Source organism: Spirochaetota bacterium (genome assembly GCA_035477215.1).
Taxonomy (GTDB): domain Bacteria; phylum Spirochaetota; class UBA4802; order UBA4802; family UBA5368; genus MVZN01.
This window is the reverse complement of the sequence record DATIKU010000053.1, coordinates 35,141-51,875: the sequence shown is the minus strand read 5'-3', so window position 1 is coordinate 51,875 and position 16,735 is coordinate 35,141. Positions and strand designations below refer to the sequence as shown.

13 protein-coding genes and 1 pseudogene are annotated in these 16,735 nt (G+C 58.6%); 6 read left to right on the top strand and 8 right to left on the bottom strand.

Features of this window, described 5'->3' with window-relative positions; all coding sequences use genetic code 11:
- Positions 1-363: 363 nt before the first annotated feature.
- Positions 364-1,101, top strand: a complete 738-nt coding sequence (locus VLM75_12960) for a polysaccharide deacetylase family protein (protein HSV97825.1) — start codon at positions 364-366, stop codon at positions 1,099-1,101.
- A 12-nt stretch (positions 1,102-1,113) separates the two neighbouring features.
- On the opposite strand, the gene VLM75_12955 is transcribed toward VLM75_12960, so the two are convergent.
- The 4 genes from VLM75_12955 to VLM75_12940 form a co-directional block, all read right to left on the bottom strand.
- Positions 1,114-2,322, bottom strand: coding sequence for an MFS transporter (locus tag VLM75_12955; protein ID HSV97824.1), 1,209 nt, complete (start codon positions 2,320-2,322; stop codon positions 1,114-1,116).
- A gap of 77 nt (positions 2,323-2,399) precedes the next feature.
- Positions 2,400-2,972 carry an HD domain-containing protein gene (locus VLM75_12950; GenBank protein ID HSV97823.1) on the bottom strand — a complete coding sequence of 191 codons (573 nt, stop codon included), beginning with the start codon at positions 2,970-2,972 and terminating at the stop codon, positions 2,400-2,402.
- On the bottom strand, positions 2,969-3,778 hold the full coding sequence (locus VLM75_12945; GenBank protein ID HSV97822.1) for a putative ABC transporter permease: 810 nt from the start codon (positions 3,776-3,778) through the stop codon (positions 2,969-2,971). The genes VLM75_12950 and VLM75_12945 overlap by 4 nt, the downstream gene beginning before the upstream one ends.
- A gap of 15 nt (positions 3,779-3,793) precedes the next feature.
- A complete protein-coding gene (locus tag VLM75_12940; GenBank protein HSV97821.1) occupies positions 3,794-4,378 on the bottom strand; it encodes a TetR/AcrR family transcriptional regulator in 585 nt (194 codons plus the stop codon).
- Between the two features lie 533 nt (positions 4,379-4,911).
- On the opposite strand from VLM75_12940, the pseudogene purH reads away from it, so the two are divergent.
- Positions 4,912-5,490 (top strand): annotated as a pseudogene (purH, locus tag VLM75_12935) (bifunctional phosphoribosylaminoimidazolecarboxamide formyltransferase/IMP cyclohydrolase).
- A 201-nt stretch (positions 5,491-5,691) separates the two neighbouring features.
- Positions 5,692-7,680 carry an acetate--CoA ligase gene (acs, locus tag VLM75_12930; GenBank protein HSV97820.1) on the top strand — a complete coding sequence of 663 codons (1,989 nt, stop codon included), beginning with the start codon at positions 5,692-5,694 and terminating at the stop codon, positions 7,678-7,680.
- Positions 7,681-7,883: 203 nt separating this feature from the next.
- Here acs and VLM75_12925 read toward each other — a convergent pair whose 3' ends face one another.
- Together VLM75_12925 and icmF are read right to left on the bottom strand one after the other, a co-directional pair.
- Positions 7,884-8,411, bottom strand: a complete 528-nt coding sequence (locus VLM75_12925) for a cob(I)yrinic acid a,c-diamide adenosyltransferase (GenBank protein ID HSV97819.1) — start codon at positions 8,409-8,411, stop codon at positions 7,884-7,886.
- Positions 8,412-8,524: 113 nt separating this feature from the next.
- Positions 8,525-11,764 carry a fused isobutyryl-CoA mutase/GTPase IcmF gene (icmF, locus tag VLM75_12920; protein HSV97818.1) on the bottom strand — a complete coding sequence of 1,080 codons (3,240 nt, stop codon included), beginning with the start codon at positions 11,762-11,764 and terminating at the stop codon, positions 8,525-8,527.
- A gap of 235 nt (positions 11,765-11,999) precedes the next feature.
- Here icmF and VLM75_12915 point away from each other — a divergent pair, with 235 nt between their 5' ends.
- The 3 genes from VLM75_12915 (at position 12,000) to VLM75_12905 (ending at position 15,008) form a co-directional block, all read left to right on the top strand.
- Positions 12,000-12,920, top strand: a complete 921-nt coding sequence (locus tag VLM75_12915) for a hypothetical protein (protein HSV97817.1) — start codon at positions 12,000-12,002, stop codon at positions 12,918-12,920.
- Positions 12,920-13,897, top strand: coding sequence for a hypothetical protein (locus VLM75_12910; protein ID HSV97816.1), 978 nt, complete (start codon positions 12,920-12,922; stop codon positions 13,895-13,897). Before VLM75_12915 ends, VLM75_12910 begins: the two co-directional genes overlap by 1 nt.
- Before the next feature lie 85 nt (positions 13,898-13,982).
- Entirely contained in the window at positions 13,983-15,008 is a 1,026-nt protein-coding gene (locus tag VLM75_12905) for a hypothetical protein (protein HSV97815.1), read from the top strand.
- A 36-nt stretch (positions 15,009-15,044) separates the two neighbouring features.
- On the opposite strand, the gene VLM75_12900 is transcribed toward VLM75_12905, so the two are convergent.
- Together VLM75_12900 and VLM75_12895 are read right to left on the bottom strand one after the other, a co-directional pair.
- Positions 15,045-15,593, bottom strand: a complete 549-nt coding sequence (locus tag VLM75_12900; protein ID HSV97814.1) for a HEAT repeat domain-containing protein — start codon at positions 15,591-15,593, stop codon at positions 15,045-15,047.
- Between the two features lie 117 nt (positions 15,594-15,710).
- Entirely contained in the window at positions 15,711-16,643 is a 933-nt protein-coding gene (locus VLM75_12895) for a site-2 protease family protein (protein ID HSV97813.1), read from the bottom strand.
- Positions 16,644-16,735 lie beyond the last annotated feature (92 nt).

Genomic DNA, 16,735 nt, shown 5'->3' with positions numbered 1-16,735 from the left:
CCCATCATACGCCCCGAAGGGGGACAACGGAGAAACCCGGCGGCCTGGCGCTTCCACAGAACCGGGGATTGCAGCCCCTTGCTCCATGCGAATCTGGATTCGCTGACGGATTGACCGGCGTCCTTGCGGAAAAGTCTGCCCGGGCAAAAGCCGCTTTGAAATGGCGAGCAAACACCGGGCGTAATGTAAATTTTTTCGCATCGACAGAATAAATCTTGCGAAACCGGCGCTGCCGCCGCATAGATGCCGAAACAGAGCATACCTGCGGAGACTGGCGGAATGAACGGCAAATCCATCAATTCACGGCGACTTCTTTTGCCCCCCTTGATTGTTTTTTCGGTATCCCTCCTCGGCGCCGCGCCGATGAATGAGGCTTCGGTTCATGTCATCATCTACCACACCTTTCTTGGCAAGGAGCGCGTTTCCACCGATTTCAGCGTGGATGAGCTCCGAAACCATATGGAACAATTGAAGGGCCGGGGCTACAACTTCGTGACGCTCGCCGCCATGGAGCGGGGCGCCGTGTCGGGAAGTCGGAACGTGCTTGTATGCATCGACGACGGAAACAAAAGCGTGTACCGGGCCTACCGCGAGGTGCTCGGCCCCATGGGGATAAAGCCGCTGCTGGCAATCTATCCGAACATCATCGGCCGGAGAAAATACGCGCTCTCATGGGACGAACTGCGCGCACTCGCGTCCGACGGCTGCGAGATCGCGGCGCATGGTTTTTTCCATCTGCATGTCAACGATAGGCTGTATGCGGAAAACAGGCGCTACTTTATGGACGAGATCCATAAATCGAAGCGCGTTTTGGAGGAAAAGATTGGAAGGCCCGTCATCGCTTTCGCCTACCCTTCGGGGGAAAAATCGGATCGCGCCATTCGCGAGATACGAGCGGCCGGATACAGGTACGCCTTCGCCATCAACTGGGGGACGCTGAAGGTGCCGCTTGAGAGAAACGCGAACCCCTTCGAGCTTCCCCGGTACATGCTGGTGCGCGACAACTGGAAGAGCATCTTCGCGCTCATGGACAAAAAGTCCGGAAAGCCCGGCGGCAACGGGGCGAAGAGCGCGAAGCGCCGGCTTGTACTGTCGCTATAGCTTCCCGCCGGGTTATCGCGACAGAGGTCCCATGGCCGGTCTCTCTCCGCGAACGCCGCGCTCGAAATCGCGGTATCCCGCGATCGCGATAAAGGCCGCGATCGTAAAGGCCGCCGCCGCCACGAATACGTGCCGGTAGTCCATCTCGAGTATCAACCCGCTTAACAGCCCCCCGATGCCCGAACCCAGAAACTGCGATGAATTGAAAATGGAAAGCACCGTTCCCTTGAGCTGCGCATTGGGATAGCGCGAGGCCGCCGCGGGAAGCACCGGCGAGAGGATGCAGTGCCCCGCGTAGAAGAGAAAAAACGAGACGATGCTGGCCGCAAGCCCGCTAAAAAAAACCGCCATTAGTATTCCGGCGAACTCGAAGCCCAGGCCCACGTTGATTATTGCCGCGCTGCCGCGCCTGTCGGCCGCACGGCCGAACACGAACATGAGCGCCGTACCGACGAGCGAGACGGGGATGAATATCTTCCACATGGCCTCCATGCCCATCTCCCTCTTGAAGATCAGCGGCATCACGAAAAAGACCGCGTTGATGTTGAGGTTCCCGACAAAGCCGATGATGTTCAGCCGGTTGAGGTCGGCGTTTTTCATCAACTCGGTGATCCTCTCGGTTTTGATGATCGGAAGCCCCTCGTCGATGATGGTGTGGTTGTCCATGAAGAAGACGGTGTAGAGGATGGTGACCAGGATGAGTCCCGCGCAGGTGAAGAAGAGCACGGGGATGTTGATCTTCGCCGCGATAATGGGACTCAGCGTAAAGCCAAAGATGACTGCAAGGCCCATGGCGATGCCCACGTACGAGAGGGCCGTGTTGCGGCGCCGGATGCTGATGCCGTCGCTGAGCCACGCCATGGTGACGCCCTGGATGGCGCCCGCCCCGGAAAGCACGCGCGCAGCGATCAGATGATAGACGTTCTGCGAGAGCCCTGAAAGGACCGATCCAATAAAATAGATGACGAGCCCGGCCAGCGTCACCTGTTTGCGGCCCCAGTGGTCGCTGAGCTTGCCGATCGGTACCTGTAAAATGATCTGGATGATGCCGAAGATTCCGACTGCAAGTCCCGCGAGCGCACCGGTCGAGCCCGGGAGCTCGGTTGCGAAGATTGAAAATACCGGTATGATCATCGAAATGCCGAGCATCCGGATGCCCATCACGAGGCTTATCCCCCCGATAAGCCTGCGCTCGGTGGAGTTAAAGGATTCGGATTCCATGGTGTTGTTCTGTACGCGAATGAGGGCGGGACGGCCCGCAATCATCCGGCAACTATGCCGGCGGGGAAGGCCGAAGGTCAATCACTTTCCCTTCCCGCGGACGCCTGTATGGAGGCGCCGAGGCGTTTCGCCCACGCGAAGGTACGGGCCCGTCGTGTGCGCTTGAATGGGCGCTGACGGCCGAAGCCAAACCGCTGACGCATGGCGCGCAGGGCCCTGGAGAAATCGTGGAGGGCGACCAGCTTGTCGGCCACGCATACCAGCGCGGATTCGGCATAGCGCGGCGGGAGGGGGGTGAGGGGCCACATGTGGCGGAGGATGGCGTCTTCCTCGATCGCGTTGAGCGGGAACCGCGTTCGTGCGTTCCGGCGCGCGATCGCCGGATGCCGGAAGCCGTGGAGCCGCGGCCCGTCGGTCCGCCAGTCATAGAAGAAAAAATCGTGCAGAAGCGCCCCGCGCGCGGCGGATACGGCGTCGAGGCCCCGGCCGCGCGCCATGAAGTAGGTGAGGCGCGCCACCTGCAGGCAGTGTTCCATCCGCGTGACCGAACCGTGGTGCGTATAGGCGCCGAGCCGCTTGAATTCCTCGCTTTCGAGCACCAATGCGATCGCGGGATGGTTTTGGATGGTCGACCATTTGCGTGTCGTCATTTTAACCTTTTTATCAGGCCCATTATTTCCGGAACAAGTCTTCCGCCGGAAAGCCCGATCATCGTTTGCCTGAGGCGAATGCTGTCAAGCCTGATTTTTTCCACAAGGGCGGCTCTCGCCTTCAGCGCCCTCGAACGCACCGCGTGTTTTGGCGGGGCGTATTCAAGGTATCGCTCCGCCATCCACGACGCGATCCGCGAATTCGCCCGGCCGACACAGGTTGCCGCTGCCGGCAGATACCGGGGAAGGGCAAGGCGCGGCGTGAAATTCGGCAGCCGACCCGCGTACAGGCGCGCACGGCCGGCCAGTCCCGAGGCGAAAAAGAAATCAATCGCCATCACCGTCAGGAAGAGAGCATTAAGCCCCGGGAGGATGGACTGATCGATACTCTGCGCCAACCGGAGTGCGAGCGGGTAAAGCGTCTTTTCGAAAACGAACGCGAGGATGACCCAGCACAGGGAGAATCCGGGGCAGATAAGACCCTGATGGTTTAATGGATCGTCGCGGTAGTCCCAGCATCGACGATTGAATGCGTGCAGCAGCAGCAACCCGGCGACGTATTCGACCAGCGTGAGAGCGACCATATACGACAAGCCCCTCAGCGCGGGATGCAGTTCCCTTATGGCCGGGTATAATAGGATAAGGATGATCGCGCCCGTTCCGTAGAGCGGGAGATGCGGACCGAAGAGAAATCCAGGATTGACGAAGCGCTTACGGTTGAGCGAACGGTAGACGGATTCGATTATCCATCCTGAAAACGAGAAAACGTAAAACAGTAAAAACAGACGTTCCGCTGAAAGATACATGGTGATTTTCCTGGCCTATAGTTGACGCTTTCCGGCGCCGGAAAAAAAGAATGTTATGAGTCGGGCGATTTCGGCCTCAACGTCCTCGAGCCGGGCGGTGTCGAGCCGGGTTTTAAGGGAGATTTCGAGGCCCTTTAAAAGATATATGACCCCGTCCGTGACGCTTTCGATGTCGGCTCTGTGTATTTTTCCCCGCCGGCGCGCTTCATCCATGATTCGTGCGACGATGCCCCTCTGCCGGTCCTCGAATGAGCTCACAAGCTCGCGGGAGGTGGCGTCGCCCTCTTCATCGAGAATGATGGCGGCGATATAGGGGGTGCGATGCAGGAAGCGAAATCGCTCCAGGGCCGCGGACTTCAGTTTTTCCAGGGGATCGCTCATTTCCCCGAGGGTGCCCTTTAAGGCTTTCTCAAAGACGTCGATTTTATCCGAAATGAGTTCCCGGACGATCCCTTCCTTGCTGCCGAAATAATTGTACAGCGTCCCCCTGGCGACGCCTGCGGCCGCGGCGATTTCGTGGACCCCGGTTTTCCCGGGGCCGAAGCGTTCAAAGAGCTTTTCCGCCGCGGCGAGAATGTTCCGGCGCTTTATCTGTTTCATGGCCCGTATTTTGAACTTTTATACATTTATAGTACAAATATACAACACAGTCAATATAGCTGCATTCCGGTCAATCGTCAACATTGGTTGGCACAATTTTTTAAATATCGCGCCGGGGGGGCGTTCTTAAAACGAGTTCGTTGTTGAGGCCTCAAAGACGGGTTTCGCCGAAGGTCTACGCGGGGGTCTTTAAATGATAAGACGTTCGTTTAGAGTTATAGTACAAACGGTATGCATGGTAAACATGGTATGGATTTGATGGTCATCGGCAGGCCGTATTGTGAAGGGGCATGGATGCATGGTTCGCGTGCCCCATTCCATGAATATGAGCTATGCACTTTGTTGCGAATAGTGAGCATATGCGGGTTAATTTTTTCATTGGGGGCCGCGGAGGTCGTTTAAAAAATGCTTGTCATTTTACCGACAGCCGTTTCAATGGATACAAATATTGAATAATATGTATTAAAAATTATTCAATGGTGGCGTAAGATTTTATAAATATTTAAATATACAAATTTAACGGCCAAGATCGCATGGCGGGGATAAATCGGGCTTTAATAAGTCTTTCAGATAAAACGGGTGCCATTGAGTTCGCCCGGGAGCTTGCGGGTTACGGAGTCGAGTTTCTCTCGACCGGGGGAACCGCCAGGATATTAAGGGACGCCGGGCTTGAGGTCAGGGACGTGTCCGAGCATACGGGGTTCCCGGAGATGCTGGACGGCAGGGTAAAGACCCTGCATCCGAAGGTTCATGGCGGGCTTTTGGGTCTGCGCTCAAACCCGGAGCATGTGGCCACCATGAAGGCCCACGGGATTGAGCCCATCGATATGGTGGTGGTTAATCTCTATCCGTTCCGGCAGGCAATCTCCAAACCGGGATGCACTCTGGAGGACGCGATCGAAAACATTGACATAGGCGGCCCGGCAATGCTTCGCTCGGCGGCCAAGAATTTCGAGAGCGTTACGGTGGTCGTCGACCCGGCCGACTATGGCGCGGTCCTGGAAGACATGAGAAAAAATGACGGCGCGGTGTCGCGTGCTACCAACTTCAGGCTGGCTGTCAAGGTCTATAAAAGTACATCGGAATACGACGGCATGATCGCCTCGTATCTCGACAAGCGGCTAAACGAATAACGGCTAACGCACGTTTTCGGGGTGAAAAAAGCGGGAATATCCGTGCGAGGGAACCCGCCTCACCCTGTAAAAATAACTAATAATGTTCCTGGTGAGGGGTTTATTTGCCCACCGTCCGCGGCGGGGGCGGTGCGAGGCTGTAAATAAATCACCGGCAACCAAAAAATTCGGAGGTATTAGATGGCTGAAGTTACTCTTAAGGAGATTTATCCGGTACCGGAAAAATTCAGAGAGAAGGCGTATATCAAGAGCCGCGCGGACTACGAGAAAATCTGGAAGGAGTCCGTCGCCGATCCCAACGCCTTCTGGGCTAAGATCGCTGAGGAGTACATCACCTGGTTCAAGAAATGGGACAAGGTTATGGACTGCAATTACGGCAAGACCCCCGAGGAGCTCAAGATCGCGTGGTTCACCGGCGCCAAGGTCAACGTGTCCTACAACTGTCTCGACCGGCACCTCGAAAAGAGGGGCGGCCAGGTCGCCATTATCTGGGAAGGTAACGATCCCGGCGAAAGCAGGAAGCTCACCTACAAGGAACTCCACACGGAAGTATGTAAGTTCGCGAACGTTCTCAAGAAGAACGGCGTCAAGATGGGCGACCGCGTGACCTTCTACCTTCCGATGATTCCTGAACTCGCGATCGGTATTCTTGCCTGCACGCGCATCGGCGCGATCCACTCGGTGGTGTTCGGCGGCTTCTCCGCCGAGGCCCTGCGCGACCGCGTCATCGACTGCGACAGCAAGGTCGTGGTTTCCTGCGACGGTACCTTCCGCGGCGCGAAGGCCGTTCCACAGAAGGACAACGCCGACGCGGCGATAGCTCAGTGTCCCGGTGTGCGCCTGCATATCGTCATAAAGCGCGTGGGCGACAAGGTTCAGGTTAAGTGGGACGACAAGATCGACAAGTGGTACGAGGCCGAAATGGCGTCCGTCGACGCCAACTGCCCGGCGGAGGAGATGGACGCCGAGGCGCCGCTCTTCATTCTTTACACCTCCGGTTCAACCGGCAAGCCCAAGGGCGTTATGCACACCACCGGCGGCTATCTCACCCAGGTCGCCTATACCCACAAGATGATCTTCGACTACCACGACGGCGACATCTACTGGTGCACCGCCGACATCGGCTGGGTGACCGGACACTCCTATATCGTGTACGGCCCGCTCGCCAACGGCGCGACCACCATCATGTTCGAGGGCGTGCCGAGCTATCCGGACTTCGGACGGTTCTGGGCGGTCGTCGAGAAGTACAAGGTCAACATCTTCTACACCGCCCCCACCGCCATCCGCGCGATCGCCAAGGAGGGCGACTCCTGGGTAGACAAGCACGACGTCTCCTCCCTGCGCCTGCTCGGCTCGGTGGGAGAGCCCCTGAACCCCGAGGCGTGGAACTGGTACTATAACAAGATCGGCCGCGGCCAGTGCCCGATCGTCGACACATGGTGGCAGACCGAAACCGGCGGCATCCTCATCACCCCGCTTCCCGGCGCCATCGACATCAAGCCCGCCATGGCGACAGTTCCCTTTTTCGGAGTTAAGCCGTCAATCGTCGACGACGGCGGAAAGCCCTTCGAGGGCGTGTGCGAGGGCAACCTCTGCATCGACCACTCATGGCCCGGCCAGATGCGCGGCGTCTACGGCGACGACAAGAAAGAGCGCTTCTTCAACACCTACTTTGCGCAGTTTCCCGGCAAGTACTTCACCGGCGACGGCTGCCGCAGGGACAAGGACGGCTACTACCAGATCACCGGCCGCGTCGACGATGTTATCAACGTTTCCGGACACCGTATGGGAACGGCCGAGGTCGAGTCGGCGCTGGTTTCGCATCCCAAGGTGGCCGAGTCGGCGGTTGTCGGCTACCCTCACGAGATCAAGGGACAGTCGATCTACGCCTTCGTTACGCTGAACACGGGTGTTGAGAAGACCGAGGAGCTCAAGAAGGAGCTCATCGCCCAGGTTCGCAAGGAGATCGGACCCATCGCGACTCCCGACGTAATCCAGTGGGCCGACGCGCTTCCGAAAACCCGTTCGGGCAAGATCATGAGGCGTATCCTGAAAAGGATCGCGGCGAGTGACTGGGACCGGAAGAATTACGGCGACATCTCCACACTGGCGGATCCTTCGGTGGTGGATTCTCTCGTCACTTCGGCGCAGGCCGTACAGAAGAAGTAGTCGATTCTCTCATAGCATGACAGAAGCCCCCGATGGTTTCCCATCGGGGGCTTTTTCTACGGGCTTTCTTCCGGACCGGCTGAAGCGGGCAATGCGTCGGCCTCACCCGGGCGTATTTTCTCCGATACTCCGAAAACGGACGCGTGCGGGTCCAATAACCGCTCCGTTGCGTTCGGGCGCAGCGGCGGCCGCGTAAACCGCCCTCAGTACTCTATTCCCTCGCGCGCGTCAACGCCGGCGCCGTAGTAGTGCTTCACTTCCTTCATCTCCGTTACCAGGTCGCACGCGTCGATGAGTTCCTTCGGCGCGCCGCGCCCGGTGAGTATAAGTTCCACTCCGGCGGGCCTGCCTTTCAGGAGCCCCAGAATCTCGTCCAGGCTGACAAGCTTGAACAGGTGCGCGGTGACGACCTCGTCGAGGATAACGACAGGGTATGCGCCTCCGTACAGGACCTCACGCGCGCGTTCAATGGCCTCGCGTGCGTGACGGTGATGCTCCTCGATGCTCCCGTCGTCGGGGCGGCAGAACGCCGCGCTTCCGTGCTGCTCGATGGTGATGAGTCCGTCGAGTTTTTTGACCGCGTCGAGCTCGCCGTAATGCTGACCCTTCATGAACTGTATGACGATGCTCCGCATGCCATGTCCGGCTGCGCGGAGCGCGAGCCCCAGCGCGGCGGTCGTTTTCCCCTTGCCGTGGCCTGTATAGAGATGGACATAGGCTTTTAATTGCATACGGCCTCCTATCGCCGGGTGCGCTTCCGTGCATTCAGGAAATACCGCGAAGGCAGCGGATGCGACAAGATTTCAGCGGGTGTGCGCAATCATTCAGATTGATACCGCGGCGGTTACATGGTTCGGCGGTACTTCCCGCCCGATTCATACAGCGCCTGCGTGATCTGTCCGAGGCTCGCCACGCGGGCGGTATTCATCAGCTCGGCGAAGATATTGGCGCCGGTGTCGGCCACTTCTTTAAGCCGGGCAAGTGCCGCGGGGGCGCTTTGGGCATGCCTGCGGTGGAAGTCCCTGAGCGCGTCGATCCGCGACATCTTTTCGTCGAAGGAGGCGCGGGTGAGCGGAATCTCGGGCCGCACGTAATCCTCGCCGAGCGTGGCGGAATTCCTGAAGGTGTTCACGCCGATGATCGGGTATTCGCCCGAGTGCTTTTTATGTTCGTAGGCGAGCGACTCTTCCTGGATTCTGCCGCGCTGGTAATAGCTTTCCATGGCGCCGAGCACACCGCCGCGGCGGCTTATCCTGTCGAACTCCTCGAGCACTGCTTCCTCCACCATGTCGGTCAGTTGCTCTATGATAAAGCTTCCCTGCAGGCCGTTCTGGTTTTTGAATATGCCGTACTCCTTTCCTATGATCAGCTGTATGGCCATCGCGCGGCGTACCGATTCCTCGGTCGGGGTGGTGATGGCCTCGTCGTAGGAATTGGTGTGCAGGCTGTTGCAGTTGTCGTTGAGCGCCATGAGCGCCTGCAGGGTCGTGCGCACGTCGTTGAACTGCATCTCCTGCGCATGCAGACTTCGCCCCGAGGTCTGTATGTGACATTTCAGCCGCTGGCTCTGCGCTCCCGCGCCGTAGCGCTGTTTCATTGCGACGGCCCATATGCGGCGCGCGACCCGGATCAGCACGTTGTACTCCGGTTCCATGCCGCTTGAAAAGAAGAAGGAAAGGTTGGGGGCGAAGTCGTCGATCTTCATCCCGCGCGAGAGGTAGTACTCCACGTAGGTGAAGGCGTTGGCCAGCGTAAACGCGAGCTGGGTGACCGGGGCGGCTCCCGCCTCGGCGATATGGTAGCCGCTGATCGATACCGAGTAAAAGTTGCGCACCGCATTGTCGATGAAATAGCTCTGGACGTCGCCCATCATCCTGAGGGCGAAGTTGGTGGAGAAGATGCAGCTGTTCTGGCCCTGGTCTTCCTTGAGGATATCGGCCTGTACCGTTCCCCGGACCGTCCTGAGCACCTCGCGCTGTATCCTTTCGAGTTCCGCCACCGAGGGCTCGTGGCCGTGCTCCGCGGCGAAACGCTCCGCCGCGCGGTCGATCGCCGTATTGAAAAAAAAGGCGAGCATGATGGGCGCCGGCCCGTTGATGGTCATGGAAACGCTGGTGTTGACGTCACAAAGGTCGAATCCCGCGTAGAGCTCCTTCATGTCCTCGAGGGTGCAGATGCTCACGCCGCTCTCGCCTATTTTACCGAAGACATCGGGCACGGTGCTGGGGTCCTGGCCGTAGAGCGTCACCGAGTCAAACGCCGTGCTGAGGCGCTTGGCGGTGTCGTTGCGCGTGAGGTAGTGAAACCGCCGGTTGGTGCGGCCGGGCGAGCCTTCCCCCGCGAACTGGCGCTTGGGGTCCTCGTCGGTGCGTCTGAAAGGGAACACCCCGGAGGTGAAGGGGAAATGGCCCGGGAGGTTTTCGCGCCGCAGCCATTTTATGAGATCCGCGCGGGAGTCGTAGCGTGGAAGCGCCACAAGCGGGATATTGAGCCCGGAGAGTGATGTCACCTTCAGTGAAGTGATTATCTCTCTGCCGCGTATCTCGGTGGAAAGGGCATCCTTCCCGTAAGCCCGTCGGGTCTCCTCCCATTGTGCCAGCATAGAAGCGATTTCGGGGTCAAGCTTTCCTGCGGTTTCGGCGGCAAGCCGTTCGCCGGTTTTGCGCAACTGCGGATCGGCCGAGGAGCAAAGCGTGTCGGCGGCGTCCATCTCCCTCATCAGGGTGGCGGTCTCGTCGGTCTGTGCATGATAGCGCCGTACGGCAGTGGATATCTCGGAGAGGTAGTTGAACCGCTCCGCCGGAATTATTCCCTGGGGGGCGGTTCCCCCGGCGGCATGCCGCGCGCTCACAGCGGGCGGCCAGTCCGCCAGGCCCTTCTCGAGCAGACGATCGATTACCGCGGCAAAGAAAACGTCGAGCCCCCGGTCGTAGTAGTTGCTGGCCATGGTGCCGAATACGGGAAGCGCCTCGTCGGCCGTGGAGAAATCGTTTCGCGTGCGCCGGTACTGCTTGCGGACGTCGCGCAGCGCGTCGGGAGAGTTGCGATGGTCGAATTTATTGATGACGATCATGTCGGCGTAATCGAGCATGTCGATTTTTTCGAGCTGGGAGGGGGCCCCGTAATCGGAGGTCATTACGTAAATGGAAAAGTCCGAGTGGGATGATATCCCGGCGTCGCCCTGCCCGATGCCCGGGGTTTCGATGATGATAAGATCGAATGACGCCGCGCGGAGCACCGCTATCATGTCATGGAGGCCGGAGGGCAGGCTTCCTTCCGATTTTCGGGTGGCGATGGAGCGCATGTATACGCGGTCGAACTGCAGGGCGTTCATCCTGATCCGGTCGCCGAGGAGCGCCCCGCCGGTCTTCTTTTTGGAAGGGTCGACCGCGAGCAGCGCGATGTTCTTTTCGGGATAGAGTGCGAGAAAGCGTCGGACGAACTCATCCTCGAGCGTGCTTTTGCCCGATCCTCCCGTGCCGGTTACGCCGATAACCGGCGCGTTTCCCCTGCCGGGCGCGCGGAGTGAGGCGGCAATCTCCTCCTTTAGACCCGATTCCGCGAGCGAGATAAGACGCGCGATGACGACACTGTCGTTTTTTTTCAGGCGCGCCTGCCAGTCTTCGGGAAGCGGCGGGATCTCCGCCCGGCCGGAGCGCTCCATCATGTCCGCGATTATTCCTTCGAGCCCCAGCTTCTGCCCGTCCTCGGGCGAATATATGCGCGTGATGCCGTATTCCTCGAGTTCGCGGATTTCCTCGGGCGTTATCACCCCGCCGCCGCCGCCGAATATCCGCACATGGCCGGCGCCGCTTTGTACCAGCAGGTCGCGCATGTATTTGAAAAACTCCACATGGCCGCCCTGGTAGGAGCTGGCCGCGATTGCGTGCGCCTCCTCCTGGATGGCGGTCTGGACGATCTCGTCCGCCGATCGGCTGTGCGCCAGGTGGATCACCTCCGCGCCCGCTCCCTGAAGCAGGCGCCTGAAGATGTTAATGGACGCGTCGTGTCCGTCGAAAAGCGTGGTGGCGGTGACGAAACGGAGCTGCTTGACCGCGGGCGGAGTCTTGATCGTCGATCCCATAATGAAATGCCTCTCGGGTTGAGTGTGCGAATATACTCTAAATTATTATGCACATATTGTATGTCAAGGAAATAGCCTCCGATTTCAGACGGAATAACGCGAAATCGGAAAAAAAACGGCCGGTACCGTTTTTTGTTGCATTTGCGGAAAAAGCCTGTTTTAATTGCGGCGGTTTTCTGAGGGACGATTCCGCGGTCTGTCGGAAACCGCGTAAATTCTGTGTGAACAAGGCAACATGAGGACAAACGTTCGTTTGCGTGACCTCCTGGTTCAGGCGCTGATCGAATCGATGTCGGTCGATATGATGGTGATGCTCGCCCAGCGCTCAATCCCCTATTACAATCTCTACGAAAGAACCGGTTTCCCGGTGAATATGTCGGTCCCCAACCGCGAAGCGGCGCGCCAGATCGTCAACGACATGCAAGACAACCGACTCGTTCTTCAATTCGCCGCCCACCTGGTGGTTATGCATACCGAGGGGCTCATGGGCCGGCGGTACGTTATTCCCCACATGCGCGAGATCATGGCCGAAATCCACGGTGCGGGTTTCATCTTTGACCGGGAGTTTCACACCTTCGTCGAGGATTCGCGCATTCGCAGAACCCGGAACTGGGGGACGCTCGTTGAGGGGGAGGAATACGTGTTTTCCTTTCTCTCGCTGGATATCGTGGGGAGCACCGCGCTGGTGCGGGAAAATCCCGAGGAGACGATTAAGGCGACCTACGGAGACCTGCGCGGCATCGTGCAGCGCTCAATTGAGCACCGCGAGGGACGGCTCTGGAACTGGGAGGGCGACGGTGGCCTGGTGGCCTTCTACTTCGCCAAAAAATTCAACGCGGCCACGCTGTCCGCTTTCGACATCCTTCACGATCTTTTTCTATATAATCGCCTGGAGTGCCGGCTGAAAATTCCGCTCAGCGTTCGCCTTGCCGTCCATGGAGGGCCGTGCGAGTTCAGGCATAACACCGAAGATATAGTGAGCGATACGATAAACCGCACCCTGGAAATAGAGGCGGAGCACACCGGGCCCAATACCGTTACCGTGAGCAATGTGGTCTATCTCGCGCTCGACCCTCTGCTTCAGGAGATGCTCTACCCGCTGCCGACCGGCGACAGGAGCACCCTGCACGGTTACCAACTGCGCTGGGAGGAGTAGTGGAAATAATCGTATTCTCAGAAACCAAATCGGTGATCAAGGCCTTCAGCGGGCTTTCCATAAAGTGGAAATTTGGTGTTTCGTTCATGAAGACCGGGGAGTTGAAAAAGGGGCTGGCATGCATCGCTTTGGACTCGCTGGTGTACCTGGATGTTTCGGGGATGGACGATGCCGCGCTTAAAAAGGCGCTCCGGCTGCTTTCTGGAAATAACGGTCTGCGCTACGTGGTTGTCGATCCGAAAAACTCGATAAAGGACGCAGGCGCGCTCTTCCACGGGGGGGCCTGCGACTATATCTGCAGGGAGATACTGCAGGCAGGATTGACGGAGAAACGCATACGCTGCGCGGCCCTCTTCAGAAGCGGCGAGGCGCCCGGAAAAGCACCCGAGGACGCGGGCGCGCGGTCGACCTTTAAGCCATCGGGAAGGGACTGGAAGGAAATCCGGCCCGGCCAGGAATACACGTTCTGCTTCATGTTCATCGAACTCGACAATCTGAAAGAGTCCAAGAAAACCTTCGGCGACGCGAACCTCCGCAATCCGATCGAACCCTTTTTAAGACATGTGGAGCGGAGCGTAACCCCGGCCGGGGGAAAGATCTGGATGTGGACCGAATACGGGGCGATTGCGCTCTTCCCATTTGACGGCAGGCGCTGCGATGCGGTCCTTGCCTGTTTCAAGATGATGCTCGGGCGGAAGGTGTTCAGCATCGAGGAGTCGGGCTTCAATGCCATGGTTTCGTACAGGATTGCGCTGCATATCGGGAACACCGTCTACCGCCTCAAGGGTGAAACGGGTATGCTTGTCGCGGACTCGCTCAACTCGATATTCAATCTCGGACAAAAATTTGCGCGCCCCGGGCACTTCTATCTGACCGGCGAAGTGTTCGCCTTTGCCCCGGCGGCCCTCGGGGATTTCTTTGTCCCCGCCGGCAGCTACGAGGGGCGCGAAATCCTCCGCATGAGGCTTCCCCTCTGAGGCCTCCGGCGCATTTTTACTTGTAAGCGCCGCGCCTTCATGATAGGCTTGCGGACGCGGCGGTATGTTCGCCCGGGCGCGGGATATGAACAGGGAACGCTTGGAATCGAAAGACATTGTCCTTTTCAGCGAAGAGGAACTCGGCATTATCACCGCGGTAACCGAGAGTCTCGCTTCGCGCGGCATGTCCGCCGAGATCGAGGCCGTCAGCAACAACCGTATGGCTCTCGAACAGCTGGGGCGTTCCATTTCCTTCTATCCATCGATACTCGCCGCGCACCGGCTGGGGGCCGCGTCGCGCTCGGTTGAGAGCCTTGTCGAGACACTGTGTCGCGACGACATCCCCGACATGATCCTCCATATCCCCACCAAGGCCGTGCTCGGCCGCAGCTACTCGATCGCCAAGATCAATTTTTTGAACATGCTCCGTTACATCGTGCGTGACGTCGCCGATCTTTCGCCCTTCGAGGAAAAGGTGCTCCATCTTATAGCGCATAACGTTTTCACGATAATGGCCGAGGAGGTGTATATCTCCATCATCGAAAATGCCGCTTCGCCGGAGCGCCTGCGCTCGAAAGCGGCTCATCTGCTCGCGCGGACCTGGGAGTACCGGCTGGATTCGGGCGTGAGGGAGTTCGAGCCCATTCTGCGGGGGGCCTGGAGGGCGCGCGAAAAGCTAATTCCGAATTTCGGGACCATGCTGGGGTTTTCGGAACTTTTCGTCATTTCCGGGTATATCGAGCCGGCCTGGTTCGACTTTTTACAGAGCGACGAAACAGGCGAGGACGAGGTGCACGCGCTCGAAGAATTCATTTTCGGCATGAACCACGAGGAGATACTCGCGCTTCGAGGGGAGATGGATGAGAGAGGGATGGGCTCGGTGACCAGGGAGGAGGCGATGGCGCGCAAGGGGCCGAAAAGCCCCCTGCATCGTTATAAGGGAGACGACCCGCGCCAGCTTTACCGATCGTTTCGGGACAGGAAGATAAACGCGCGTTTCCGCTCCCGCGCCCGCCTTGAAGGCCCCAAGAGGACGCTCGAGGACTATCTTATGTGTTTTCTGCTCTCCCCGCCCGGGGACGCATCCGGGGCGTCGATCGGACATGAGTGACGTACCGTATGCGCATTCCCGCGCCGCCTGGGGGATTTAATACCGCGGCGTCGCCATGTATCCGGGCGTCCCCATGTATCCGGGCGTCCCATAATAGCCGGGAGTTCCCGCGTATCCCGGAGTGCCGTAATACCGGGGCGTTCCGGAATAGGCCGGCCTTTCGCTGTACACCTCGCCGGAGATATTTCCTTCCAGTCTCTCGATCGAGTTCTGAAACGCGTATTTGAGCATCGGGTTGGTCTCGGTTTTTACGCTTGCCCTGAGTACCGGCAGCGCCTTTTTCACCTGGTGGTAGGCGGTTATTTCCGCGGCCAGTGCGCGGACGGTGTAATCCTTCTTCGGATTTTTTATGAGTGCGATGAGGTTGTTTTTCGCCGTTTCGTACCTGACCCCGTCCTTGTTGAGTTCGCCGTCTCTCACCTTCGCCAGAGCCTGAAGAGCGGTCATCTGCTCGTTGCTCATCATGTCCGCGAGCATCTGATCGGCCGCGGCATCCGGTTTGCGCTGGGCGTTGAGAACCCCTGCAACAAGCAGCAGTCCGGCGAGTGAGACGCACGTTAACGACGTAAACAATCCGGTTTTCATGGTTCCTCCTGGTTGGTTCGGTCGCTCCGGCGCGCGCAATGTCCGCCGGGCATGACATTCGAGATGGCACAATCGAGGGAGTCTGTCAATTCTTTAATAAGGCCTGTATGGCGTGTATTAAATGATGTCGACGGGCACCGGTATAAACGTAAGGAAGAAGATCGCCACGCAGCACCATCCGATCAATCGCTCTCCCCGGGAGAGCGGCGCGCTTTCGGGCAGGGGCGGGTGTCCGATCATAAGGAAAAAGAGCACCATGAGCACCCATACGATCCAGCCGGGCCAGATGAAAACCAGGACGATGAGCCCGGCGAAGACAGCCCAGCCGAAATAGAGCTGCCTGCGCCCTATCAGTGCGTAGAGAATGTGACTGCCGTCAAGCTGCCCCAGCGGCATGAGGTTGAGGCTGGTGACGAGGAAGCCGATCCATCCGGCCCACGCATAGGGTGAAAGGTATATGTCGGATCCGGCCGGGATTTCGCCGTGAATGAGCCGGGCAAGGGCCTTGAACAGGAGCGAATCGCCGAAGATCATGACCTCGCCCTTGCCCGCCTCGGGGAGCGGTGCGACCGAGGACACGAAGAGTCCGGCGATGACCGCAGTCAGGCTCAGTATGAAGCCTACGAGCGGGCCCATGGCCCCGATATACAGGAGGGCGCGCTTTTCGAGGATGGGCGACTTTATCTTGATCACCGCGCCCATGGTGCCGATCATTGTGGGGAACGGGATGAAGTAGGGAAGCGTCGCCCTCACGCCGAAGCGGCGGGCCGCCAGGTAATGTCCCATCTCGTGCGCGGTAAGGATGGTCATGATGGTGATGGAAAATGGAAGGCCGCTCAGTATGCTTTCGATGAGCGTCGGGCGCGCCTGCGCTCCGGCGAGCGTGGTCGTGGCGCAGGTGATGATAAAAAGCGCCGCATGAATCCACAGCGGTGTCTCGCGATCATGGCGCGGATCGGTTTCCAGTCGCTTGGCGATGAGGGACGCCGTCTGTGACATGTTCAGCACCGAGAGATAGGCGCGTACCGAATGTTTCAGTTTGTTTAACATCGGGCCTCATCGGGCGTAATCATGAGGTTTCTTGTCCCGGGCGGGTCGAAAATGCAATCATAAAAACCGGTTATAGTTCAATTCGCAGCTTG

What these genes read in the sequence shown, in the direction of transcription:
- VLM75_12960 (HSV97825.1), top strand. Translation starts at nt 364, where the DNA reads ATGAATGAGGCTTCGGTTCATGTCATCATCTACCACACCTTTCTTGGC.
- VLM75_12955 (HSV97824.1), bottom strand. Translation starts at nt 2,322, where the DNA reads ATGGAATCCGAATCCTTTAACTCCACCGAGCGCAGGCTTATCGGGGGG.
- VLM75_12950 (HSV97823.1), bottom strand. Translation starts at nt 2,972, where the DNA reads ATGACGACACGCAAATGGTCGACCATCCAAAACCATCCCGCGATCGCA.
- VLM75_12945 (HSV97822.1), bottom strand. Translation starts at nt 3,778, where the DNA reads ATGTATCTTTCAGCGGAACGTCTGTTTTTACTGTTTTACGTTTTCTCG.
- VLM75_12940 (HSV97821.1), bottom strand. Translation starts at nt 4,378, where the DNA reads ATGAAACAGATAAAGCGCCGGAACATTCTCGCCGCGGCGGAAAAGCTC.
- acs (HSV97820.1), top strand. Translation starts at nt 5,692, where the DNA reads ATGGCTGAAGTTACTCTTAAGGAGATTTATCCGGTACCGGAAAAATTC.
- VLM75_12925 (HSV97819.1), bottom strand. Translation starts at nt 8,411, where the DNA reads ATGCAATTAAAAGCCTATGTCCATCTCTATACAGGCCACGGCAAGGGG.
- icmF (HSV97818.1), bottom strand. Translation starts at nt 11,764, where the DNA reads ATGGGATCGACGATCAAGACTCCGCCCGCGGTCAAGCAGCTCCGTTTC.
- VLM75_12915 (HSV97817.1), top strand. Translation starts at nt 12,000, where the DNA reads ATGAGGACAAACGTTCGTTTGCGTGACCTCCTGGTTCAGGCGCTGATC.
- VLM75_12905 (HSV97815.1), top strand. Translation starts at nt 13,983, where the DNA reads ATGAACAGGGAACGCTTGGAATCGAAAGACATTGTCCTTTTCAGCGAA.
- VLM75_12900 (HSV97814.1), bottom strand. Translation starts at nt 15,593, where the DNA reads ATGAAAACCGGATTGTTTACGTCGTTAACGTGCGTCTCACTCGCCGGA.
- VLM75_12895 (HSV97813.1), bottom strand. Translation starts at nt 16,643, where the DNA reads ATGTTAAACAAACTGAAACATTCGGTACGCGCCTATCTCTCGGTGCTG.